Genomic DNA, 22,373 nt, shown 5'->3' on the forward strand with positions numbered 1-22,373 from the left:
TATAAGCCTCGAGTAGTCTCTCGGCCAGAAACACCGGTGGACGGGTTACATTCGGGTAGAATCGTGTAGACACCAGAACCGACAGTCTCATCGAAGCGGTTCGGACGTTTTCGTTCGTGTAGATCGATCTCGTGTGCGTTCGCGTTCAAGCGAGTACGTTCGCGTCCGAGGTGACGGTCCCGGCTGCCCATTGGTTTCTTTGACCTCTATTCTCCGATCGGTAGTTCGAGTCGACGGAACCGGTGGCTCAGATGAGCCCCAACGCGGCGACGCCGTGCGTTAGTGCAGCCGCGATCGGAATGAGGAGTAGCGTCCGGAGTATCAAAATGAGCGTGAGATCACGAAAGCGCATCGGAACGTCGTCGAACATATCGACCATCATCGGGGCGGAGGCGGCGAAGAAAATCGCCTGCGAACTCGTGACGATCACGACGAACACCTTCGTGAAGAGATCGGTCCCGACGACGAGCGTCGCCCCGATGAAGTACTCGGCCGTTCCCCCGATGATCCCCGTCGCCGCCATTTGCGGGTCGGGAATGCCGAGAATCGTCATGAGCGGAACGAGCGGCGCTGCGAGGTATTCGAAGAAGGGTGTGTACGCCTCGAGGACGAGCACGCTCGTCCCGATCGTGAGGACGGTGCCGATGATGGTCGCGGTGAGTTTCGTGCCGTCGATGAATCCGTTGATCGCCGCTCGAGGGATCGACTCACCTTCCTTGGCAGTTTTCACACCCTCGTTGAAAGCGAACTGGAGGTACTCCACGGGGGTTCCAGTAAACACAGGTTCGGGGTCGGGCTCGGCGATGTACTCTTTTGGCACCGTCGACAACGGAGGCGTTCGAACGAGGATTACTGCGACGATCAGCGTCGCGATGAGGTAGAGAACGACCAGGAGGGGGAATATGTGAAGAATTTCGAGGACGGCGGCGACGGCCCCGACGGTCCCGAGATTAGCGGTTGCGAAACAGGTACAGATCACGAACACCTCCTGCTTGTTGTATCCGCCCCGCTCGAAGACGTTTCGTGTCAAGTAGTACCCGACGCTGAACGACCCGAGCCACGAGGCCGCACTATCGAGGCTGATCGCCCAGGGAGGTTAAACAACGGCCGCATTATCGGTTGGGCCAGCGTTCCGATGAACTGGAGACCACCGAGTTCGGCTAGCAAATTGACGAAGATCCCACCCAGCGGAATAACGAGTGCGACCGTCACCATAAGTACGTCCCAGGAAATGTTGGTGATACCATCGGCGATCAACCAGTTCGGTCCGACCTCGACGAACATCATGACGCCGAGGAAAATTGCGACCACCCGAAACGCCCAGAACGGCTTGGACGTCTCCCAGTAACTCATCTGGATATACCGTTGCGTTCGATCGTCGAGGGCGATCGTCCCGTTCTGGTGTAACATTGTGATCGTCGTCAGAATTCCACCCCCAGAGAGGACACCGAGAATAAAGAGCTCCACGCTGAGCATAGACGTCTCCGTAATCCAGGACATCAAGATGTCGAGTGGAATCGTCGTCTGTCCGTTGTGCTGAACTGGAAGCAGGAAGAAAAAGGCGCCGGTCGTAAACGCAATAACGAACTTTAGCGTCGGTTTCATCGATTTATCGACGAAATCGATATTGGCGATCGATTTCGCCTCCGGTTCCACCGACTCATCTGATATGTGATCGTCACGTTCCCAGTTTTGACTGTCCAGCATATACTGACAAGCCGTAGCATGAATACATAAATGTACCGATGAACTGTCGGAATATGTTCTATTAGAAAGCCGAATACGTATCGGTGATTGCGAGCCAAAAATAATATATATTACATTATTCGGGTCTAGCAGTCTCTCACAGAACGCGAGTAACACACGAACTGGACAACGATTTGTCCTGCTCGTCAGCCGCTGGTCACTGACTGAAGGGTGAACACACCTTCGTCGTTGGTGCGTGCCAACAGGTGACTCATAGGGACAATCAATGTTAAATGTTCGTTCTTTCGGAGGCGCTGGGGAGAAAGGTACAAAGCGTGACGCGGGTTCGAAGGCGCACACTCGACGCACACGGCTCGATCCGACACTACTAGATACGTTCTGTGTTGGATACTATCTGAGTTTTCGATACGTTTTGCTCACAGTGCTCGTCTATCCGCTTGCTATTGTGCGTACAGAACCGGTCGCAACTGAGGACTGTCCGAGACCGGTCGCATTGGTATCGACGAGTGGAATCTGGTTCGGAAGTACCCGAGCATTGACCGGTCGTTGTCGTCGGCCTAGATCGAACAGACGGAGTTTGAGACGACTGCATGCGGTCGGTTCGGATTCGTTTGTTCGGACACCTCGAGGAGACGGCAACTATCTCGAGGACAACAGGAAGTGGTCAGCGTCGGAAAATCACACCTGTAACCGATACGACTCGAGTTCGGATACCGCCGATACAGAAACAGTACAGGTACATATTTATATTAATGTTATGACTCACATATTCGTCTTGTGTGACTTCGGTCACGCGAAGAACGCCACCGATTACTTATCAACGTGGAGCGCGTACGTAAACGCGAAGGAGCTGACGACAGTATTTGTAGTTCCACTTGTAATGTGGGTATGTGATAGCTGTGTGCAGTCACCATTTGTAGCCCCGGTTTGTAATAGAAGTTCGTACCGCGAACCATAGACAGATGACGCCGCAGGTGCGCTGAAGATACCGATATCAAAGGTTTCAAACCACTAATAGTACTGGTACTGGCGAGACCACGGTCGGCAAATACGGTGATCGCTCGAGTTCGATCACGAACCTCGTCCCGCCCGGACTGGAATAGGGTTTCGGTTCCGCCGAACACGATCTCACGGGAATGGTGTCGCCTAGCGACGTACCGACCTGTACGTATCACCCATTCGTCGTGTGTCACGGGTCTCAGTAACCAGCGGGAACGGCTTCGAACTGGATCGTGTTCGAGCCGCATCGACCAAATAATCTCGATTAAATGTGTTTGAATGCTAATCATCGAAAAAATACGCTAGATGGTATTTCGGTATTAATATCGACAACGGCCACATTTGTAACGGCTATGACCTCCCGGAAGCCGATCGATTTCCCGATAGCCGCGTCGGTGGTGAAGTAGCTGTACTCCGAACTGACACGTTCCCGTGGCCCAGTCATGCGTACGTAGACCGGCTTCCCGCCCGGCCTGAACGTCGTTCCGTATGAATTACAGATTCCATGCACCTGCCCCGTTTGACTATGTGATTTTAGGCCACCCTCAAAACGATTGCGATTTTTAGGCTAGCCAAAATGCAGGCCGCGCCGAATTTGTCGCGGCGTTCACCAGAACGGTCGGGTTTTAATATTAGTAGTGAGTATAGTCCATTGATTGAATCGATTTGAAAAGAAACGTTAGTCGATTTGCAGCCGTTTTCACCGGAAATTGTACTGACAGCCTCTTGTTCAGCGTTTCTTCCCGACGTTTTTCCCGACGTTTTTCCTGACGTTTCGGTTCGCTTTTCTCCCACCTTTGTTCCGCTTTCGTTCGTGAGCAATCATAAGTGTGATCGGATATGGGTTCTGACCACTTCTCGCTCGAGTTTTGCAGAGAACACCTCGAGAATTGAGTACTGGTTCCGACCGTTCGACTACCCGTACCGATCATTCGACCACTGGTTCTGATCGTTCGCACTTCCCTCGCACACCGTCTTCGACCTCGAGTCGCGCATCGTCGCCAACGAATCGCATAGTTCGGGGCTTATCGGCGGGATTTTCGCGCTAGACGTCCGGAGAGGCCGCTCAATCGATCCGCGCGCTTATTCTGCCGCGAATCGAAGCAAATCGTATGGCCGATGAAGAAAGCGATCAGCTGGATGCAGACAAATTGGGCACGGGAATAGCGGTCGGGCTTCCAGTCGGTGTCGCGCTCGGAGTCGCGATGGACAACATCGGGATGGGGATCGCGATCGGCATCTCGATCGGCGTGGCTTTCGGCGTCGCGTGGGACGATTCGTAGGCGAGTCGAGCCAGTTCCATCAGCGTTCGCTCGCGCTCGACTACCGACCGGATATTCAGTTTTTAATACCACAAGTACGAACGGAGCGGTATGGACGAACTGCTCGACGTTCTGGATCTGGTCGCGGACTCCGAACTCGAGGGTATCGTAACGTGGTTGTTCCGCCTTCTCGGCGTCATCGCCGTCCTCGCCGGGATCGGCATCCTGTTATTTACCGATATCACTCTGCTCGTTCCCGCCGTCCTCATCGTCGTCGGACTCGTCCTTATCGCGATTCCCAGTCTCCTCCTCGAGCTAGCCGAACTTGCCGGCTAACCTCCCGAATCCCGGATCGAACTACTCGAACGCAGTATCTTTACTGGCAGTCACCGCTCCGATCGCGTGTCGTCCGCTCGAGCGCTCGAGAAACTGCCGCGGACACAACTCTCGAGCGCTCGGTTCGTACGGCCTGTCGATACGCTCACTCGGACGACGAGTGATCGTTCACGTCCGAGTTGTCGGAACCGTCTCCTCCTCCCGCTATCTCCGGTTCCGTCGATCGAGGCTCCATCCAAAGCCGATTCGCACTGACGTCCTCCCCGCCCTGACCAGTAGTCGCCGCTTCACTGCTGATTGCCGAGCGAAGTTGGGCGATCAAACGGTTTGGGTCGTGACGCTCCGACGATACGTCGTCTGAGATGTGCTCCTCTGTACACGATCGCTGCAGTCTCGAGGAAAGATTGATGAATTGTAGTGTGGTGTCAGCTAGCATGGAGTTCGCACGCGAGGAATCAGTACGACGGCTCGAGGAAAGCCCGTGAGATCTGCTGAATCACGCAAAGTCAGCCGAATTACGTGCCAGTCGATGAACGGCTGCTCACCGACTGCTTGGTGTATCATCCATTCGATCACAGAGACTCGCGGGCGATATACGCTGTGCGACGGAGAGTCTCGAGTCGCGTACAGGGGAGTCGACACGCTCTCCTCGAGAGTGAAGTCCATGCGTCAATTTGACCTTCTATCATGAATACCCTCGTGCAAGTTGGTCGCGAAGTCGAGGGCGCGACGTTGGGATGTCTCGAGGATGCCGCTCGCCAAACGCACTTAGCGGTCGGTAACCGCTGTCCGTCAGTGGCGCAGTCGCCCGCGGCTAGTTCCTCGTCAACAGGTACGCTCGGGTTCCGACGCCGTCGCCGCGTTGCCAACTGGTATCCATTCAACGGAGCGGCCGGCGTGAATCGCCGTACGGCAGTTTATTTCCTCGTTTCATACTTCAATAGACGATACAGCAAATTCTGGATGTGGAAAATATCCACGTATTTCTCACGATCCCGCACTACGGGTCTGTCTCAGCTCTGAGAACGACGGAAACGTACTCCTCTGCCGTCTGTCTGGCTGTGGCGAGCGTATCCGCCTCGTCCAGAACGACGGCTCGAGTGCGTCCCCCATCGACGATAGTATGAGCGCTCGAGTCGCGTGTTCGGCGTCGACGTCGGTGAACACGCCTTCGGAGATGCCGTGATCGATCACCGTTCGAAGCATGTACCGGACGTACTCGTCGTTCCGTTGGAACCGGTCGGCAAACGCCTCGTTGTACGGTGTCTGGCCTCGCATCTCGAGTACTGCGATCAACAGGTCGTGATGGTCCGCCGGTGCGACGAGGAGTTGGTCGAGCAGAAGGTCCAATCGCCGTTCGGGATCCGTCGTCTCTACTTCATGTATCGTCTCGACGAACCGCTCGAGGATATAGTCCAGAAACGCGACGAGCAAGTCGTCTTTCGTGTCGTAGTGATAGTGAATGGCGGCGGTCGATTTCCCGTATTCCTCGGCAATGCGCTTGATCGTGAGGTCGGCGTACCCGCTTTCTCGAAGTGCGCGGTAGGTCGCACGCATGATCTCTACGTTGGGATCCGAAGAAGTCCGCTCCGGGAGGTCGGCCATTGGTGCTATGTGCGTCCTCGACCAGATAACCGTTTTGACTAAATCGTCAGGAACCGACTTCCCCTATTATGCCCCTTGACGCTATTTCGTGTCGATATAACGGGTGTCTATCAGCCGATTCGAACTCCCGAAGACTTTTGACTGACTGGTTAGTAAGTTAGGTATCTCCGTTATGGCGGACGAACCAGCTACCGATATTCTGGAGGCGACGTATCGAGTCCTCTGTGAACGCGGATATACAGATCTCACGCTTCAGGCTATCGCTGCGGAAGCAGAGACGAGCAAGTCGTCTATTCACTACCACTACGACTCCAAAGACCAGCTGTTCGTCGCCTTTCTCGATGAACTGTACGACCGATTCACGAGCCGGGTTGGTTCGCTTGACGGCGACACGCCACGGGAACAGCTCGACGCGTTGTTGCAGTCACTCCTCGTTACCGACGCGGATCCGTCACTGAGGATCTGACCGAGTCCAAAGTCGACCTCGAGGAACCCCAGACCGGCGTGAAAGGAGACGACGACTGAGCCAGCACTCGTTCGCTCGTCGCGGTTCGAGCGAGCGTCGCGTTCGGGACGCGGTCGGCGCTTTCGCGCGTGAGATCCTCCCCGCGCTACGACGCGGGGCTTTCTTCTCGCCCCCGTAAGCCCGTCGTACCTTGCGGGAGGTGCTTTGCGCCCACGTTTCCAGCTACAATACCCCCCGTTCACCCGACTACCGTGACATTCCGCGGTGTCACGTTTTCACGGCGTCACATTTTCGTTGCGTTACTGGGTCCGTCTCGAGGGTCATCTCACCAGCACGACCGCTCATAACGATCTCATAACTGATCGGGAAGTCGGAGCCGTACTTTCGACGTGAAAATAGATTCGACGTCAGTTTCCGATCGACGAGCGCTACGCGTCGCCGACTTCGATCACGTACGACGTCATCGTGCGAATCGCGGCGTTCGATCCGGTGTTCGTGAACTCGTAGACGTCACAGAACGCGTACGCCGACCCGTCTTCCATCGTCACCGTTCCGTCGACCGCACCGGTCGCGCCGTGGGTGATGACGTGATCGATGGTCAACTCCGCGACATCGCTCTCTTCCATCTCCTCGAGCGCGCTGGCGAGGTCGCCCGTTCCGTAGCGTTGTCGCTCGCCGACGCTGGTCCACTCGATGTCGTCGCTTACGGTCTCGAGGATAAACTCCTCGTCACCCTCCGCGAAGGCGACGTTGAAGTCTCGTAGCAGTGCCTTCTTCGGCGAGTTCCCGCAGTCTTCGGGAACCGTAATCGTCGTCATACGTTTACCTCCTCGCCGGTTGTGCCGGCGTGGACGTTCCGCAGTTCCTCGAGGTCGAGCTTTCGCATCCGGAGCATCACCTCCGTGACTCGAGTGGCTCGGGCGGCGTCCTCGTCTCGCAATAGCTCGGTGAGGCCGGTCGGAACGACCTGCCAGGAGACGCCGTACTTGTCTGTGAGCCAGCCGCACTGGCCTTCGGCCCCGCCGTCCGCCGTGAGGGCGTCCCAGTAGTAGTCGACTTCCTCCTGATCCGTGCAGTCGACGGCGAAAGAGATCGCTTCGTTGAACCCGAAGTCGTGTGCCCACGCGCTGTCCATCGCCGCGAAGCGCTGGCCGGCGAGGGTAAACTCCGCGAACGTGACGGTCCCTTCCTCGTCCGGCTCCTGATCCGCATCGTAACGGGAGATCTCGTTGATCTCGGCGTCGTCGAACGTCGCGGTGTAAAACGCCATCGCCGCTTGCGCCTGTCCGCATCGCTCGCCGGCGAACAGTAACAACGGGATGATTTCACGTCCGGAAATATCCGCCGTCTGTATCAGTTGCCACGAGACGCCGAACTCGTCGCTTACCCAGCCGTACCGGTCGCTGAACGGGTACGAATCGAGAGCCATCAGCGTCTTACTGCCCGTCGACAGGTCCGCCCACAGTTCGTCCACCGCCTCGGTCGTCGGGCAGTTGACGATGAACGATATCGACGGGTTGAACTCGAATCCCGGACCGCCGTTGAGCGCGACGAACGATCGCCCCTCGAGTTCGAACTCGATCGACATCACGCTGCCTTCGGGTCGTCCGCTGGCCGTCGCCGAGGCTTCGTCGTACCGATTGACGCTCCCGGTCGATGCGTCCTCGAAGATGGTCGTGTATCTGTCCACCGTCCGCCGCGTCGTCGTCGAACCACAGGGTCGGCGTGATTTTTTCCATTGGCTACCTCTCACCGGTCGTCGTCGCGTCCGGTCGCGTTCCCGGTCGGGTAAGCCGCGTAATCGGTGTCATTGTCGTCTCTCCGTTCGTGGCCTCACTCCGTCTCCAGTCGCGTTTCCTCGTCGATCTCGTCCTGTACCGCCTTCCAGACGGGGTAGGCGCGCTCGATTTTCTCGCGACCGGCCCGGGTCAGCGTCAGGCGACGGACCCTGGCGTCGGCCGACTCGGCGTCGGCGATCCAGCCTCGGCTTCCATCCGATTCGCGCTCCGGGTGAGCGTCGTCCGCTCCAGCCCGAGCAGGTCGGCCAGTTCCCCGAGCGGGGTCGGTCCCGTAAGCGCCAGCGCAGCGAGGACGGAGAACTGTGTCGACTGGAGTCCGTGGGGACGAAGTCTCTCGTCGTAACGGCGCGTTATCGCTCGAGCGCGGCGGCGAGCGTCGAGGCAATGGCAGCTTCTGGTGGCGGAGAGATCCACGAGAGCCCTACGATATACGTGTACATACACGTACTGCAGGCGGTTTCAGTTGTGGTCGATACCGGTACAGACCGACGAAAACACCGCCGATTTGACCTTCTTGTGGTGTCGCCGTCCGCCGCTTGCCTGCGTTCGAAGGGTCACCGGGCTCCCTGATCCGCTCGAGCGAGACGGAACGTGACGTGAGTCGAGCGAATCAGTCACAGCCGCGTGACCAGTGGATTCTCGATGTCGATGTAGACGGATTCCGCCTCGAGCGGTGCCGCTAGTTCGTCGCGGTCCTCGAAGCGGGTCTGGAGGTTCCCCTTGCAGGGAACGCGGCGGTCGTCGAGCAGGTTGCTGATCAGCGCCGATTCGGACGGTTCGTACGCTTCGAGGCCGACCAGTGATTCGCGGAGCACACGATCTGTCCTGAGAGAGTTGAAACCTATGTTTGGTACTACACTATTTTTGGCCAACCTAAAATAAAAAGAACTAAATTGTATTAGGTCAGCCTAAAACTCATGCTCGACGACAGTCGACTGACACGGAGACAGGTGTTCACAGGAACGACGACAGCGATTTGTACCACACTCGCAGGGTGTGCGTCGGGACTTGGACTCGACGGAACGTCGGACTCGACGGATGGGGCGACTAACAGCCATCTCCGGACGCATCTAATCACGATGGATACAGAGCCACACGGGGACCGGGTGGAGCTTGCGAGCGAGCCCGAAACTGCTACTCAGGAGGGAGAGCTATCGCGGCGTAGCGACGAGAATAGCCAGGTGAGCGGCCGAAGTGGTAGGCCGAGCCTCAGTTCGCGACAGCAGACCGACGGCCCGGTAGTATGAGCACACCGGACGAGGATCGCAACGAGCGGGTATTCGAGACCTGTCAGAAGCGCGTGACCAGTCCACTGCTCCGGCTGTTCAGCACGTACGGCAGACCGGAGGCGGTGCTCGGCGGACTGGCTCGCGACGTACCCCGAGGGATCCCAGATCCGGTGATGGTCGACGCCAGCGAAGGGTTGGCAGAGCAAGTTGACACCATCCCGGGTGTCCCGGATCTGTGTGCGTTGCCCGAACAGCTTCCCGATCCCGGTGATGCCGACCAGCTGCTCCTTATCCGGTTCCCGAGTGCGGCGGCGACGGTCGTCACACCTATTTGTTCGATCCGAGGGTTCGACCGATTCGAGTTCGGTCGCTGGGCCGTGACGTGTCGCTCGGACGGAGTCGAACCCGTCGGATCCCCTGAGTCAGTCGTCTCGCTCCTGTACGGATCGGACGCTGTCCCGACGGCAGACGACGCGGATCGGTTCCGATCGGAAATTGGGGAGAGCGTTGCGAACCTCGCGTTAGCACGACTCGGTCGGCGGGTGCTGTGGGACGATTTCGACGTACCGCCGACGCCGACGGCGGAAGAGACGCATTCGGCAGCCGATTCGATGGCATTCTTCGACCGGTTGGTAGTGGGCGGTCACCCGATCCACCCAGGTGCGAAACTCCGACAGGGTATGTCGGCGACTGAAGCGCTGTCGCTCGCTCCCGAGTTCGCCGATTCGATTCAGCTCCGTTTTGTCGCCATCGACGAGGCGTGGACACTGTCGGTGGCCGACAGCGGACCCTCGCTGACCGAGCGGCTTTACGAGTTGTTTCCCGGACTCGCGGACGCGACAGCAGCCGCAGTGCCGCCCGATCGTGACCCCGATAGTTACGCCGTCGTTCCCGTCCACCCGTGGCAGTTCAGGCACGTCGTCCCCGACCGCTACGCGGTCGCCCGGCGAGACGATCGCGTCGTCCCGGTCCCGTCGTACACGCGGTCGGTCTCGCCGTTACTCTCGCTGCGGACGGTCGTCCCTGACCCTGCTGAAAGCGCGATCGCGACGCCTCCTCATCTCAAACTTGCGATCGGCGTCCAGACGACGAACGCGGTCCGGACCCTCTCGCCGAGTGTCGTCGCCGACGGGCCACAATTGAGTCAGCTTCTCCAGCGCACCTGCGAGGCGGCTTCGTTCGAACGCTTCGGCATCCGTCCAGAGCCCGCGACAACGTGTTACTACCCGCCGGACGGCTCCCGCTATGAGGGAACGAGATATGATGACGTTCGACACCTCGGAGCGCTCATCAGACAGAGTCCGAACCGCCACCCGATCGTCGATGATGGCGAGCGAGTGGTAACCGCCGCGAGCCTTCTCTCGTGTCCGCCACCCGGCGATCGATCGGTGCTCTCGGCACTCCTCGATGCGTACGGTAACGGTGAGGAGACCACCAGCAGGGCCGAGACCGTCGACGGCTTTCTCTCAGCCTACCTCGACGCGGTCGTTCCAGGACCGCTGACGCTGTTCGTGAAACACGGTATCGCCTTGGAAGCCCACCTTCAGAACACAGGTGTGGTGTTCGACGACGGCCGGCCAGTGGGCGCGCTGGTCGCTGATTTCGGCGACATTAGATTGCTCGAGCAACGCCTCGAGGACGCCTCGATCGACCTCTATCCAGGGTCGGACGTCTGTACCCAGGACCCAGACGAAGCGCGCGAGAAACTCTGGTACGCACTGTTCCAGAATCACCTTGGGGAGCTGGTTAGCCGACTAGCTGCGACCGAGCCCGTTTCCGGACCCGATTGCTGGTCTCTCGTCAGAGGACGATGCGAGCGCGTGTTCGACCGACTTGCAACCGATGGGTCGATACCCGACGACCGGATCACGGCTGACCGCGACTCGCTTTTCGCGTCGCGTCTCGTCCACAAGCCGCTGACCGCCATGCGACTTCGGGACGTGGACGAGTGGCCCTCGACGACGGTGGCGAATCCCCTAGCTAACCCAGGCGAGCGGTGATTTCAGCAAGTAATCTTTCTGGGTTGCCGTCACGCCGACCGCATATCTGGCGGATTCACCGACTCGACGGTTGTCGATAATCGGATCGTTTGTCTCATCTGGACGGCTGCCGTTCGTCCGTGTGTGGGTCGTCTTGTCCTGCGTTATAGCGAGCCGTCGAAGGTACTCAGCCATTCGTCGCGCCAGCCGCTCGAATCGGAGTTGGACGCGGTTTCGGTTACCATCTACTCGGACACCACTCCAACGAACTGTTTGCGGATCCGTTCGGGGGTCACTGGGTACGAGGAAACGCCGCCGTATCCGCTCCCTCTCGTCTTTGATATAGGACCTTTGGGTGTTCCTGTATGGGCTCTTGCACTTGTTCGTACTCGGTGTTGCTCCGAGGTCGAACTGGCTGAATAGGTATCGAAGAGTCCATCGCGGACGCCCGATCTGTTTTCCTTTCCGTAGTTACACCGTGTCAGTGTTTTGTATTCACAAGGATCGCCTCCCATGTAGTTTTGGCTGGCCTAAACCAACAAATTAGTTTCGAAGTTTAGGCGTGCCAAAACTTCCAGTGAAAGAACCTCAGTGCGAACGTGTCGACAGACCTAGTCAGGAAGCCTGCGGTCTCGCAGTGGGAACACTCCTAGAAGTTTGCCGATTTCACGGTCGATGCCGTTGTGCACTTGTCAGACCGATAACCACGAGAACGCCGGTGAGAGTACAGCTACCGTTGGCAGGGGTGAATTTCACGCCATCTACTGATCGCACTATCGCCTCGATGTGATCACTACCGCTAGGGCGTCGGCTCGAGGGCGGTCCGTTCCGAAACCTCGAGCGCCTCGAGGGACGCCTCCGCGTCGAGGGCGGCCATACTTCCGGTTCCGGCCGCGGTGATCGCCTGCTGGTACTCCGGATCGGCGACGTCGCCGGCGGCGAAGACGCCCTCGACCGCCGTCTCGGTCGTTCCACGGCCGGCGTCGTCTGTCCGCGTGGCGAGGTAGCCGCTCTCGTCGCGTTCGACGGCGGTCCGCTCGAGGAACTCGGTGTTCGGTGTGTGGCCGATCGCGTAGAACACGCCGCCGATATCGACGGTCTCTCGATCGACGTCGCCGCCGGACTCTCCCTTCTCGCTGGGATAACCGTCGGGATGGGTGATTAGCGTCGCGCCGGTCACCCCCTCCTCGTGCGAGCCGTGGAGCGCCTCGAGTTCGGTGTTCCAGCGGAACTCGATGGCGTCGTGTTCGCGGGCGCGGTCGGCCATGATTTCGGACGCCCGTAGCTCCTCGCGTCGGTGAACGATCGTCACGCTGTCGGCGAACTTCGCGAGGAAGAGCGCCTCTTCCATCGCCGAATCGCCGCCGCCGATCACGAGGACGTCGTCGCCGCGGTGGAACGCGCCGTCGCAGGTCGCACACGTCGAGAGTCCGTAGCCCATCAGTTCGTCTTCGTTCTCGGCGCGACCCAGCGAGCGCTCGCACCGCTCGCGACGATCAGCGCGCGCGTTCGAAGCCGGTCGCCGTTCGAGAGTGCGAGTTCGAACGGCCGTTCCTCGAGCGTCGCGTTTTCGACGGTTCCGTGGGCGAACTCGGCACCGAACCGTTCGGCTTGTTCCTTGCCGTTCTGGATCAGCTCCATTCCGCCGACTCCCTCGGGGAAGCCGAGGTAGTTTTCCACGTCGGTCGTCAGCGTGAGCTGGCCGCCCGGTTCGGGCCCCTCGAGCACCAGCGGCTCGAGGTCGGCTCGAGCGGCGTAGACGGCCGCGGAGAGGCCAGCGACGCCGGAGCCAACGATCACGACGTCCCGAACGTCTGCGAGTGGGTTCGTTCCGTCGTTCATTCGGTGTATCTCTCGATCAGGGTTCGGAGTCGGTCTTCCGGCAGCGCGCCGGACTGCTGTTCGACCTGCTCGCCGTCGTTGAAGACGACGAGCGTCGGCACGCCGCGAACGCCGAACGAGGCCGCGAGCTGCTGGTGTTCGTCGACGTCGACCTTGGCGATGACGGCGTCGGTCGTCTCCGCCAGTCGCTCGAGGACGGGATTCATCATCTGACAGGGACCACACCAGTCGGCGTAGAGGTCCACGAGAACGACGTCGTTCGCCGTGGTGACCTCCTCGAGGTGGCCTTCCCCGTCGATGTAGAGCGGTTCGTCGTGCGATCGTGCTGAAACGTCGTCGCGTGCGTCGGTTGCCATCACCCCATTCTACGGTTCGACACCGTTTAAAGCTTTGTGTGAATTGTACAATACACCCATTGGAAACATCTTTGATGGAGGACTCTATTGACACTCTGGGTCGGTCGACTACCTGCTCATCTGTGCACGAACGGTGCGCTCGAGTACTGAAGCGACCAACTGAAACTTCGATTCAGCGCGGCCGCTCTGAGTGTCGTTCCCGGCTACTCGGTAGCGGTGGTCGCCCGCTCCGAGACGGGCAGCTCGAAGCGCGCGAAATACCCCGCTCGCGTCCCGACGCGCGTTTCGAAGGTCAGCCCTCGCCGTTCGAGGCCTCGGCGAAGCCGTTCGAATCCGACGAAGTGCGGGTCGGGGAGCGATTCGCCGACGACGAGCCGGCCGCCGGGTTTCACTACTCGCTCGAGTTCGTCGAGCGCTCGTTCCTGGTCCGGAATCTCGCCGAGGACGAGCACCAGGTACGCGGCGTCGAACCCGTCAGTCTCGTACGGAAGTGACCGCCCGTCGGCGCGTATCGGCTCGACGTTGGATATCCCTTCCCGTCGCATCCGCGTTCTGAGGTGCGCTACCATCTCGGATTGTACGTCCGCGGCGTGTACCGTTCCCGACGGTTCGATCGCCCGCGCGACCGTACCCGTGTAGTACCCCGTCCCCGGTCCGACCTCGAGCACGCGCTCGCCGGGCCGGGGATCGAGCACGTCGCACAGCCTCGAGCGCGTGATGACCGGCCGCGGAAGATCGATCGCGTGCCGTTGGGCGTACGGACACGGTGACGGATTCGATCGCCACCGGAGAGCGTAAGCGACTCCGGCGAGCGCCGCGAGTCCGAGCAACGCGACGACCGCCCCTGACCTGCGACGAAAGCGCATGGGCACCCTGTCGTGGCGCATGGACTACAGTCTTTCTCGAATCCACGGAGGGCATCGGACCGCCGGTAGATAGGATACACGCGCGTACAGAACGGACGCGTCTCCCCCCATCTCGGGTGCGATACCGGGCTTACGGCTCGAGTACGTACAATTGCGGCAAAAGCAATAGGTGAAATAGATACAATAGGCAACTCTGTTACCTATTTAAACTACTGTACCTGTCCCTGTTGATCCGGGATCGGGGCGTCTCTCTGGTACCGCTGGTCGCAGTCCTGCTCTTGGTCTCGTCGCGCGCCCGAGGAGACGAGCACGAACGCTGTCGAACGCCACGTCGGTAGGCGACAGTACTATGTGGTATTGGGGTAATAATACAATATGTGCCTGAGTCAGTAGACGATGACGACGTCGAAACGATCGGAATCGTACTCGAAACCAGCGACCCCGAACGTGCGTGGAACGCCTTTCGCCTCGGAATCACCGCAGTAGAGAGCGGAAAAGACGTCTCCGTTTTCCTTCTCGGTGACGGCGTGGAGGCAGAGGAGATCACCGATGATCAGTTCGACGTTCGCGATCGGATGGAAGCGTTCGCCAATGCCGGCGGCGAGTTACTGGCATGTGGAACCTGCCTCGAAATCCGGGGGAGCGACGAAAGCGACGTTTGTCCGATCTCGACGATGCACGATCTCCTCGAGATCGTCACGACCGCCGATCGAGTGCTCACGATCGGGTAATCGGTCGACATTCGGACGGCGGTCAGGCTGTGAGCAGTTACGACAGTGCCGGATCGTCTCCGTGCGGGGTTCGCATTCCCCGGATAAAACCGCACGATGGACTCCCTGACGAGACGTTCGGAAAACCTCCCGTTTAGCGGTGGGCGGTTACTCGGATGGGTGCTACGGCGGAAAAAGACCGTGGTTAGTCTCGACGGAACAACACGAGTGTCGAGAGCACGGCGACGAGAGCGACCGTGACGCCGAATCCGGGCGTGCTGTCTGTGTCCTCGTCTTCTTCGGTATCCTCGTCACTGCTGTTTTCGGTGCTCAGATACTCGTTCACCTCGTCCGTATCCAGTCGCGGATGATCCTCATCCCACTCGCCGGGCATGTGGATATCCGTCTCGTCGCCGACGGCCTCGTGAGACAGCACGTCGTCTTCGGTGGCCTCGCCGTCGACTAGTTCGGTCACGTAGACGTATCCGGCGTCCTCGTCGGCGTAGACGTGCGAGATCGATAGACCGGAGAACGCGTCTTCGAGGTGGTCCTCGAACGCGGTGAAGTCGTCGAACTTCGCTCCCGTCTCGACTTCGACCGTGCCATCGTCCATGTTGAGGTCGAACTTGGCGATCTGGAGGTCGGCCTCTTCGAACGCCGTCATGAATTCGATCGCCTCGTCGTCGGTCGTCGAAGACTGCTGGAGGTTTTCGATCATCGTGCTCACTGCGGTCTGGATCATCTCCTCCTGGCCGACTTCGAAGTTCATCTCCATATCGATCTCGTCGTCGACGGTCTCTGCGCTGGCGGTCATCGAGAACTCGGGCGTCTCGATGTCACGGTCCTCGAGTTCCTGCACGTACGCCTCCCAGTTCTCGGTATCGGTGGCCATCTCGCCCGAGATCGTCGACTCGGTACCGTCGTCGGTGAACGTCAGTTCCCACTCGGACGTCTGCGTGAGATTGGCTTGCGCCTGTGCGTCGTATCGCTCGGCGTAGTCGTCGAACGTCTCTCCCGTCTCGCCAGTGGACTCTGCGAAGTCGAAGACCGCGTTCGCGGTCGAATCGAAGTCGCTAAACGCGATATTCCAGCTGCCTTCCACCGCATCCGGGGTCATCGCGTAGGAGAGATCGATCGTCTCGAGTTCGAACGCGAGCACGTCTGCTGCGAGCTCTTCGGCTTCGTCCCGGTCCATATCGAAGGCCGGATCGTCGGCGAAGTCGTCTGCGAGCGTCGATTCGAGGCCGTCGGTCACGTTCTCGAGTTCGACGGTGTATTCGATGTCGAGCTGGCCGCCGCCCATCTCGTTCTCGACGAACTCGTAGTCGTGGACGTCGACGGTCACGGTGCCGTCGAGTTCGTCCTCAACGGCTGCAAACTGAGACTTGAGTGTCTGCTTTGCAGCCGCTTCGGTTTCCCAGTTTCCAGCCTGGTACTGTGCGATCGACTGCTGTTGACCCACGTCGAGCGTGTACCCGCCGTCGCTCTCGGAGATCTCGAGGTCGAAGCTGGTTTCGGCTTGGGACGCGCCCACTCCGGGGGAGACGCTGAACTCGCCCTCGGTGGCGTACTCGTCGGCACTCGAGGAAGACTCACCCGAGAAAGAACCGGTTCGTTCGTCGGCATCACCCGTCCCGATCATCGACTCCGTTGTCAGGTCCAGGGCGGCGTCGAACTCACTGTTCTCCTGGGTCTGTTCGGACGTCACGTTCATCGAGAGATCGTCGACCTCGTCGGGCCGGTCGGCGGCGAATTCGCTGGCGGAAGAGAGACTGTCGTCGGTGAGTTCCATCGAGAACGCACCGGAGACGTCCTCTTCCATCTCATCGGAGATCATCGCGTAAACGACCGACTCGGAGACATCGAGACCGAGTTCGCCCGAGGCCTCGTCAGTGGCGTTTTCCTCGTAGAGGAGGACGGCGTCACCGTTCTCGTCGACGAACACCTCGTCGGCCGGATCCGCCTCGTCGCCCATCTGTGCCAGCGCCCCACCGGCGAAAAGCGACGTAATCAGTACGACGGTCACGACGACCGTGGAAAGCTGCTTCAGGGACCGTTTCGGTATTGACTGCCTACTCATCGCGTTGAGGTTTAAATTTCGAACACATGTAGCTTTCGTATAGATTCTCGCTCAGTAACCGGTCAACCGAATCAAAAGTTATCAAAGCGTATTACCACGTAGTCGAAACCGATCAGTAATGGATACGAGTCGGATCGTCGCCGTCTTCGTCGGCGTTCTGTTGCTCTCGAGCGCGTGTGCCGGGAACGTCGGCGGAGAAGTCGAGACTGCGGGGATCCCGTTCGGAGAGACGGTCGGGGGGATCGACCCGTCGGAAGAAGCCGACGCGGTTTACGTTTCCGACGACGGCGAGGCGATCCTGACCTACGAACGGACCCACGAAACGCCGAGGGTCGAGGGGACGGTGAGCGTCGAACCCGAAACCGGGCTCGCGTATGCCCAATACGACGGTGATTTCGAGGCGGAGCCGGGCGTGGTGGGTGACGCCACGTTCCGAACCGACGATGGAACGGCTGCCAGTTCCGGCGACCTTCTGATAGCGGATACCGGCTCTATCGCCGAACTCGACGCCGACGTGGACGTAGAAAAGACAGGGACGGAGTCGTCCTCGGAGATCGACCTCGAGGGGGCGTTCACCGACATCGACACGGCGTACGAGTCGTTCCGCTCCGAGGGCGACCTCGAGTTCGCGTCGGGTACGCTCGTCGCGTCGGGGTCGACGCGAACGGTCGACGCGAACGAATCTGCACTCCGCCCTCGAACGAAATCCCTCGAGGTGAGCGTCGTCGGGACGGACGACGGCTACGCGATGAACGTGAGCGAACGCCGGGTCGTCGAGTCGTGGGAAACGAACCGGTGGGATAGCCGATTGGATGCCGAAGAGACGCTCGAAACCCGATTTTTGGGCGCTGCAATCGAGATGCGGGGAGTCGCCAACGGCTCACTCGAGTCGTACAAGTACGCGGAATTAGCGGAACGCGACGTCGTCGAATACGAGTACGACGTCGAGTACACCGGCGTCGAGGAACGCGTCGCAGAGCGGCTCGTCACGGAGGTCCAGTCGTTCGCGGACGTCGAACTCGAGGGGGTCGAAGCGCGCGCGATGGCCGACCGGGTCGCGGCGTCCGAGTTCGACGAAGGCTCGATCGCGCTCGAACGCGACGGCGCGCGGACCGATATCGATTGGGAGTTCGAACTCGGGGCCTCCGACGAGCTCGTGCTCGGAGCGGTCGAGATATCCGAATCGATCGACCGACTCGACGACGACCTCGCGAATCAGTTCGACGACGTCAGGGCGGCGCTCGAGACGCGATCCGACAGTGACCTTCGACAGGCAGCCTCCTGGAACGTCTCGACGGATCAGCGCGGCTCTCTGACGACGATCGACGCGGAGTGGCACTCCGACGCCGAGAACTGGACGGCGTACACGCAGGAACTCGAACGGAACGGATTGGCGGGGTTCGTGCCGAACCGGACCACGTCGGCGACTCTGGAGACGACCGGCGACGGGATCGCGGTCGTCTACGACTACGAGACGGCCGCCGATGATCCGTTCGAACGAACGATCCTCGAACTCGAGGACGCTGCGGCAGACGCCGACGACGTCGTGGCAGCGACCGGCGAACTGAACGAACTGTTCGAGTCCGCGGAACTGTCACAAACGAACCTGACGATCGACGAAGAGGGATACGAACTCGAGGGGGCGGCGGCCGCCTCGGAGTCGTTCGAGGGCAATCCGCTCGAGGAGAGCCACGGGTTGGCGCTCACGGAACTACACGTCGAGACCGCCGGTGATTCGAGTACGGTCTCGCTAGTCACGTCGGCGTTCGTCGGCGACGACCCCTCGGAGTCTGCGGTGCGCGAGCGCGAGCAGATCGGCCCCGAAACCAAGGTTTACATGCCCGGCGAGTGGGAGCGAGACCTCCCCGAAATCGACCAGAAGCGCGTCGAGGCGTTCCTCGGAACTGAACTCGAGGAAAGCGACGACGATGGGGCGACCGCCGGTCCTCTCGTCGCGGTCATCGTGATCGCCGGGCTCGGCCTCGTCGCGGTCTACGGTGGCTACCGAACGATTGGCCGCCGGACCGAATCCGATCGGACCGAGACGACGAGGGAAGAGTGACGGGGAAACGGCCGACAGACGACGAAGCCGGGAGCGTTCGGAGCAGGCGCCTCGCCGACGCGATTACGACACACACGAGACTCGTGATCGGGCTGTTGCTCGTGTTGACGCTGATCTTCGGCGCGGGAATACCGGCTCTCGAGTACGACGCGTCGATGAAACAGTTCGCGAGCGGGACCGACGAGGCACAAGCGCTCGCGTATGCGAACGAGAACTTCAGCGCACAGACCGGTACGGACAGTTCGGTCGCGGCGATCACCGTTCGGGATGAGAACGCTCTCTCGAAAGCATCGCTGCGCGAATCGCTGGCCCTCCAACGGCAACTGCACGCCAACGGGACCGTCGAGGCGTCGCTCGCCGAAGAGTCGCCGATCGTCGGGGTCGAAAACGTCGTCGCGACCGCGGCGATCCGGGAGCCCGAGGCCGAGGCGTTGCGCGAACGAGGCGCCGAACTCGAGGAACGTGCACGTCGGCTCAACGCGACGGCCACCGAGCTACGGGGGGACCTCGAGACGGTCCGCGATCGGCAGATCGAGTACGAACGACTGAACGCCTCCCTCGAGGACGGGCGGATCGACAGCGAAACGTACCGCGCTCGCTCGAGAGCGATCGAGTCGTCGCTCGAGGGGATCAAAACGTCGGCGGCGACCGACCTCGAGACCGATCAGAGCCGATCGTTCAACCGTTCGGTCGCGAGCGTCCGGGCGATTCAATCGGAGATAAACGCGGCGGAGCGGGCGGTCGAAGCCGACAATATAACCCAGACGACCGCCGAGCGGCGAACGGATCGACTGGAGAGCGATCTCGAGTCGGCCTACGCCGACGGAACGGTCGGCGTCTTCACTGCGGAGTACGACCGCATCTGGAACGAACGACGAGCGCTCGAAGCCCAGCGCGACGCGCTCGAATCGACGGACCTCCCGCCGCTGGACGAACAGGTCGCGGCCCTCGAGTCGCTCGACGAGTCGGCGTACGACGCGCTGCTCGAGTCCGTGCTCGGGAATCGGGAGAATCCGATCGGTGAACTCGCCACGACGTTGCTTCCCGCCTCCGCCGAGCCGGGGTCGACCGATATCGACCAGCGGCTTATCATCATCAGACAGTCCGCAGAGAGCGGGGACGATAAACGGACGGGTGCGACGGGCAATACGCAACCCGTCGAGAGTCAGCTCGCGATCCAGCAGGTCGTCGAGAGTCACGGCGACGACGCGACCGCCGAGTACGCCGTCTTCGGCAACGGAATCGTCACCGACGAGATCGATCGCGCGATCGTCGACAGCCTCCAGTTCGTGGGACCGCTCGCGTTCGCGCTCGTTCTCGTCTCGCTGTGGATCGCCTACCGCGACCCCCTCGAGGTCACACTGGGCGTCGTCGGGATCGCCGTCGTCCTTATCTGGACGCTCGGGTTCATGGGGTGGACCGGAATCGCGTTCAATCAGCTGTTCGTCGCGATCCCGGCGCTGTTGATCGGCCTCTCGATCGATTACGCGATCCACGTGTTTATGCGCCACCGAGAGCGACGCACTGCCGGGTCGACCTCTGTCCGACCCGCGATGGCGGTCGCGCTCGCGGGTGTCGGCGCAGCCCTGGTGTGGGTGACGGTGACGACGGCGATCGGCTTCCTCTCGAACCTGGTGAGCCCGATCGGCCCGCTTCGGGAGTTCGGCCTCGTCAGCACCGTCGGGATCGTCGCCGCGCTGTTCGTCTTCGGCGCCTTGATGCCGTCGGTCAAGGTCGAACTCGAGGAGTTCTTCGCGTCAGGCGAGTCAGATCGACCGAAAGCCGCGCTGGGAACGCGCGATGGTGCCGTTCGAGAATCGCTCTCAATCGGTGCGAAAGCGGCGCGAATCGCTCCGATCGTCGTGCTGATAGCGGTCCTCGCCGTGACCGCGGGGAGCCTGTACGCGGCCGAAGATGTCGACACGAGTTTCGAGCAAACGGACCTCCTCGCCGAGGAACCCGCCTGGCTCGAGGATATACCGGGGGCAACGAGCGACGGCTATCAGGCGAAAGCCGGGTACGAACGCCTTCGGAACGAGTTCGAGTACAGGGACGCACAGGCACAGATCGTGATACGGGGCGAGGTCACCGACGGCGAGACGCTCGAACGAATCGACGCGGCACGGACCCGGATCGGCGAGTCCGAGTCAGCCGACGACCCCGGAGCGGTCGACGCTTCCGGTACCGATCCGCTGACGGCAATGGAGTCGGCTGCCGAGCGGAACGAGTCGTTCAACGCGACGTTCCAGCTCGCGGACCGAACCGGCGACGGCGTTCCGGACCAGAACATAGAGGGGCTGTACGACCGGCTGTACGAGGTCGACGCCGGGGCCGCGAGCGAGGTCGTTCACCGGACCGACGACGGCGAGTACGAATCGGTACGAATGCTCGTCCCCGTCAGCAGCGATGTCGACGATAAACGAACGACCGCGGAGATGCGGACGGTGGCGGAAACGATCGACGGCGAGGGGACGGAACCGCGCTGGAACGCGACCGCGACCGGCCCGCCGATCGTCACCCACGTCGTCGAAACGGACCTCTTCGAGGGAATCCTCGAGAGCCTGGCGATCACCCTCCTTGCGGTGTTCGCCGTCCTCACGGTCGCGTACTACCTGAACGGCAACGGCGTCACGCTCGGTGCTGTCACGCTGTTGCCGGTCGTCTTCGCCGTCTGTTGGATCGTCGGGACGATGGCGCTGCTCGAGATCCCGTTTAACGTCCTGACCGGGACGGTCACGAGCTTCACGATCGGACTCGGCGTCGCGTACAACATCCACGTCAGCTCGCGGTACACCCTCGAGCTTCAGCGGAACGGAACCGTCGACGACGCGCTCAGGACGGCGATGACCGGAACCGGCGGCGCGCTGTTCGGGAGCGTCGCGACGACGGCGCTGGGATTCAGCACGCTCGCGCTCGCGTTCATTCCCGCCGTCCAGCAGTTCGGCGTCGTGACGGCGCTGACGATCGTGTACGCGTTCCTCTCGAGCGTGCTCGTGTTACCGACGCTGCTCGTCGGCTGGACGCGGTATCGACGACGGAGTCGCCGCGCCAACTCGAGGTGACGCTTCCGGAGTA

14 protein-coding genes and 4 pseudogenes are annotated in these 22,373 nt (G+C 60.6%); 7 read left to right on the forward strand and 11 right to left on the reverse strand.

The window, feature by feature from the left end; translation table 11 throughout:
- Positions 1 to 247: 247 nt before the first annotated feature.
- Positions 248 to 1,707: pseudogene (locus EL22_RS19225) on the reverse strand (YjiH family protein).
- Between the two features lie 2,111 nt (positions 1,708 to 3,818).
- On the opposite strand from EL22_RS19225, the gene EL22_RS17800 reads away from it, so the two are divergent.
- Together EL22_RS17800 and EL22_RS00270 are read left to right on the forward strand one after the other, a co-directional pair.
- A complete protein-coding gene (locus tag EL22_RS17800) occupies positions 3,819 to 3,989 on the forward strand; it encodes a hypothetical protein (protein WP_197075805.1) in 171 nt (56 codons plus the stop codon).
- A 90-nt stretch (positions 3,990 to 4,079) separates the two neighbouring features.
- Positions 4,080 to 4,304 carry a hypothetical protein gene (locus EL22_RS00270; protein ID WP_050049615.1) on the forward strand — a complete coding sequence of 75 codons (225 nt, stop codon included), beginning with the start codon at positions 4,080 to 4,082 and terminating at the stop codon, positions 4,302 to 4,304.
- A 1,000-nt stretch (positions 4,305 to 5,304) separates the two neighbouring features.
- Here EL22_RS00270 and EL22_RS00280 read toward each other — a convergent pair.
- Positions 5,305 to 5,909, reverse strand: a pseudogene (locus EL22_RS00280) (TetR/AcrR family transcriptional regulator).
- 172 nt (positions 5,910 to 6,081) lie between these two features.
- Between EL22_RS00280 and EL22_RS00285 the strand changes: the two are divergent.
- Positions 6,082 to 6,369: pseudogene (locus tag EL22_RS00285) on the forward strand (TetR/AcrR family transcriptional regulator); the annotation flags it as partial.
- Positions 6,370 to 6,803: 434 nt separating this feature from the next.
- Here the strand turns inward: EL22_RS00285 and EL22_RS00290 are convergent.
- From EL22_RS00290 to EL22_RS00305, 5 genes are all read right to left on the reverse strand, one after another.
- Positions 6,804 to 7,193: a nuclear transport factor 2 family protein gene (locus EL22_RS00290; RefSeq protein WP_050049617.1), complete on the reverse strand. Its 390-nt coding sequence runs from the start codon at positions 7,191 to 7,193 to the stop codon at positions 6,804 to 6,806.
- Positions 7,190 to 8,065 carry a VOC family protein gene (locus tag EL22_RS00295; protein ID WP_050049618.1) on the reverse strand — a complete coding sequence of 292 codons (876 nt, stop codon included), beginning with the start codon at positions 8,063 to 8,065 and terminating at the stop codon, positions 7,190 to 7,192. Before EL22_RS00295 ends, EL22_RS00290 begins: the two co-directional genes overlap by 4 nt.
- Positions 8,066 to 8,309: 244 nt before the next feature.
- Positions 8,310 to 8,588 carry a MarR family winged helix-turn-helix transcriptional regulator gene (locus tag EL22_RS15735; protein ID WP_197075806.1) on the reverse strand — a complete coding sequence of 93 codons (279 nt, stop codon included), beginning with the start codon at positions 8,586 to 8,588 and terminating at the stop codon, positions 8,310 to 8,312.
- Between the two features lie 45 nt (positions 8,589 to 8,633).
- Entirely contained in the window at positions 8,634 to 8,792 is a 159-nt protein-coding gene (locus EL22_RS16940; protein ID WP_156184018.1) for a hypothetical protein, read from the reverse strand.
- Entirely contained in the window at positions 8,789 to 8,989 is a 201-nt protein-coding gene (locus tag EL22_RS00305) for a hypothetical protein (protein ID WP_050049620.1), read from the reverse strand. Before EL22_RS00305 ends, EL22_RS16940 begins: the two co-directional genes overlap by 4 nt.
- Before the next feature lie 428 nt (positions 8,990 to 9,417).
- Between EL22_RS00305 and EL22_RS00310 the strand changes: the two genes are divergently transcribed.
- Positions 9,418 to 11,403 carry an IucA/IucC family siderophore biosynthesis protein gene (locus EL22_RS00310; RefSeq protein ID WP_082146620.1) on the forward strand — a complete coding sequence of 662 codons (1,986 nt, stop codon included), beginning with the start codon at positions 9,418 to 9,420 and terminating at the stop codon, positions 11,401 to 11,403.
- Between the two features lie 778 nt (positions 11,404 to 12,181).
- Here EL22_RS00310 and EL22_RS00315 read toward each other — a convergent pair.
- From EL22_RS00315 to EL22_RS00325, 3 genes and pseudogenes are all read right to left on the reverse strand, one after another.
- A pseudogene (locus EL22_RS00315) lies at positions 12,182 to 13,224 on the reverse strand (NAD(P)/FAD-dependent oxidoreductase).
- Entirely contained in the window at positions 13,221 to 13,580 is a 360-nt protein-coding gene (gene trxA / locus EL22_RS00320; protein WP_050049621.1) for a thioredoxin, read from the reverse strand. The pseudogene EL22_RS00315 and the gene trxA overlap by 4 nt, the downstream one beginning before the upstream one ends.
- A gap of 203 nt (positions 13,581 to 13,783) precedes the next feature.
- Positions 13,784 to 14,446, reverse strand: a complete 663-nt coding sequence (locus EL22_RS00325) for a class I SAM-dependent methyltransferase (RefSeq protein WP_050049622.1) — start codon at positions 14,444 to 14,446, stop codon at positions 13,784 to 13,786.
- A gap of 377 nt (positions 14,447 to 14,823) precedes the next feature.
- Between EL22_RS00325 and EL22_RS00330 the strand changes: the two genes are divergently transcribed.
- Entirely contained in the window at positions 14,824 to 15,177 is a 354-nt protein-coding gene (locus tag EL22_RS00330; protein WP_231587844.1) for a DsrE family protein, read from the forward strand.
- Between the two features lie 184 nt (positions 15,178 to 15,361).
- Here the strand turns inward: EL22_RS00330 and EL22_RS00335 are convergent, their stop codons facing one another.
- A complete protein-coding gene (locus EL22_RS00335) occupies positions 15,362 to 17,236 on the reverse strand; it encodes a PGF-CTERM sorting domain-containing protein (RefSeq protein ID WP_231587845.1) in 1,875 nt (624 codons plus the stop codon).
- Positions 17,237 to 17,354: 118 nt separating this feature from the next.
- On the opposite strand from EL22_RS00335, the gene EL22_RS00340 reads away from it, so the two are divergent.
- Both EL22_RS00340 and EL22_RS00345 read left to right on the forward strand, forming a co-directional pair.
- Entirely contained in the window at positions 17,355 to 19,298 is a 1,944-nt protein-coding gene (locus EL22_RS00340; protein WP_050049624.1) for a hypothetical protein, read from the forward strand.
- Positions 19,295 to 22,360 carry an MMPL family transporter gene (locus EL22_RS00345; protein ID WP_050049625.1) on the forward strand — a complete coding sequence of 1,022 codons (3,066 nt, stop codon included), beginning with the start codon at positions 19,295 to 19,297 and terminating at the stop codon, positions 22,358 to 22,360. Before EL22_RS00340 ends, EL22_RS00345 begins: the two co-directional genes overlap by 4 nt.
- The last annotated feature ends 13 nt before the right edge of the window (positions 22,361 to 22,373 follow it).

It is taken from the genome of Halostagnicola sp. A56 (assembly GCF_000691505.1).
GTDB lineage: Archaea > Halobacteriota > Halobacteria > Halobacteriales > Natrialbaceae > Halostagnicola.

Bases quoted from the DNA above. Each gene is read 5' to 3' on its own strand.
- EL22_RS17800 (WP_197075805.1), top strand. From the start codon at position 3,819: ATGGCCGATGAAGAAAGCGATCAGCTGGATGCAGACAAATTGGGCACG.
- EL22_RS00270 (WP_050049615.1), top strand. From the start codon at position 4,080: ATGGACGAACTGCTCGACGTTCTGGATCTGGTCGCGGACTCCGAACTC.
- EL22_RS00290 (WP_050049617.1), bottom strand. From the start codon at position 7,193: ATGACGACGATTACGGTTCCCGAAGACTGCGGGAACTCGCCGAAGAAG.
- EL22_RS00310 (WP_082146620.1), top strand. From the start codon at position 9,418: ATGAGCACACCGGACGAGGATCGCAACGAGCGGGTATTCGAGACCTGT.
- trxA (WP_050049621.1), bottom strand. From the start codon at position 13,580: ATGGCAACCGACGCACGCGACGACGTTTCAGCACGATCGCACGACGAA.
- EL22_RS00325 (WP_050049622.1), bottom strand. From the start codon at position 14,446: ATGCGCTTTCGTCGCAGGTCAGGGGCGGTCGTCGCGTTGCTCGGACTC.
- EL22_RS00335 (WP_231587845.1), bottom strand. From the start codon at position 17,236: ATGAGTAGGCAGTCAATACCGAAACGGTCCCTGAAGCAGCTTTCCACG.
- EL22_RS00340 (WP_050049624.1), top strand. From the start codon at position 17,355: ATGGATACGAGTCGGATCGTCGCCGTCTTCGTCGGCGTTCTGTTGCTC.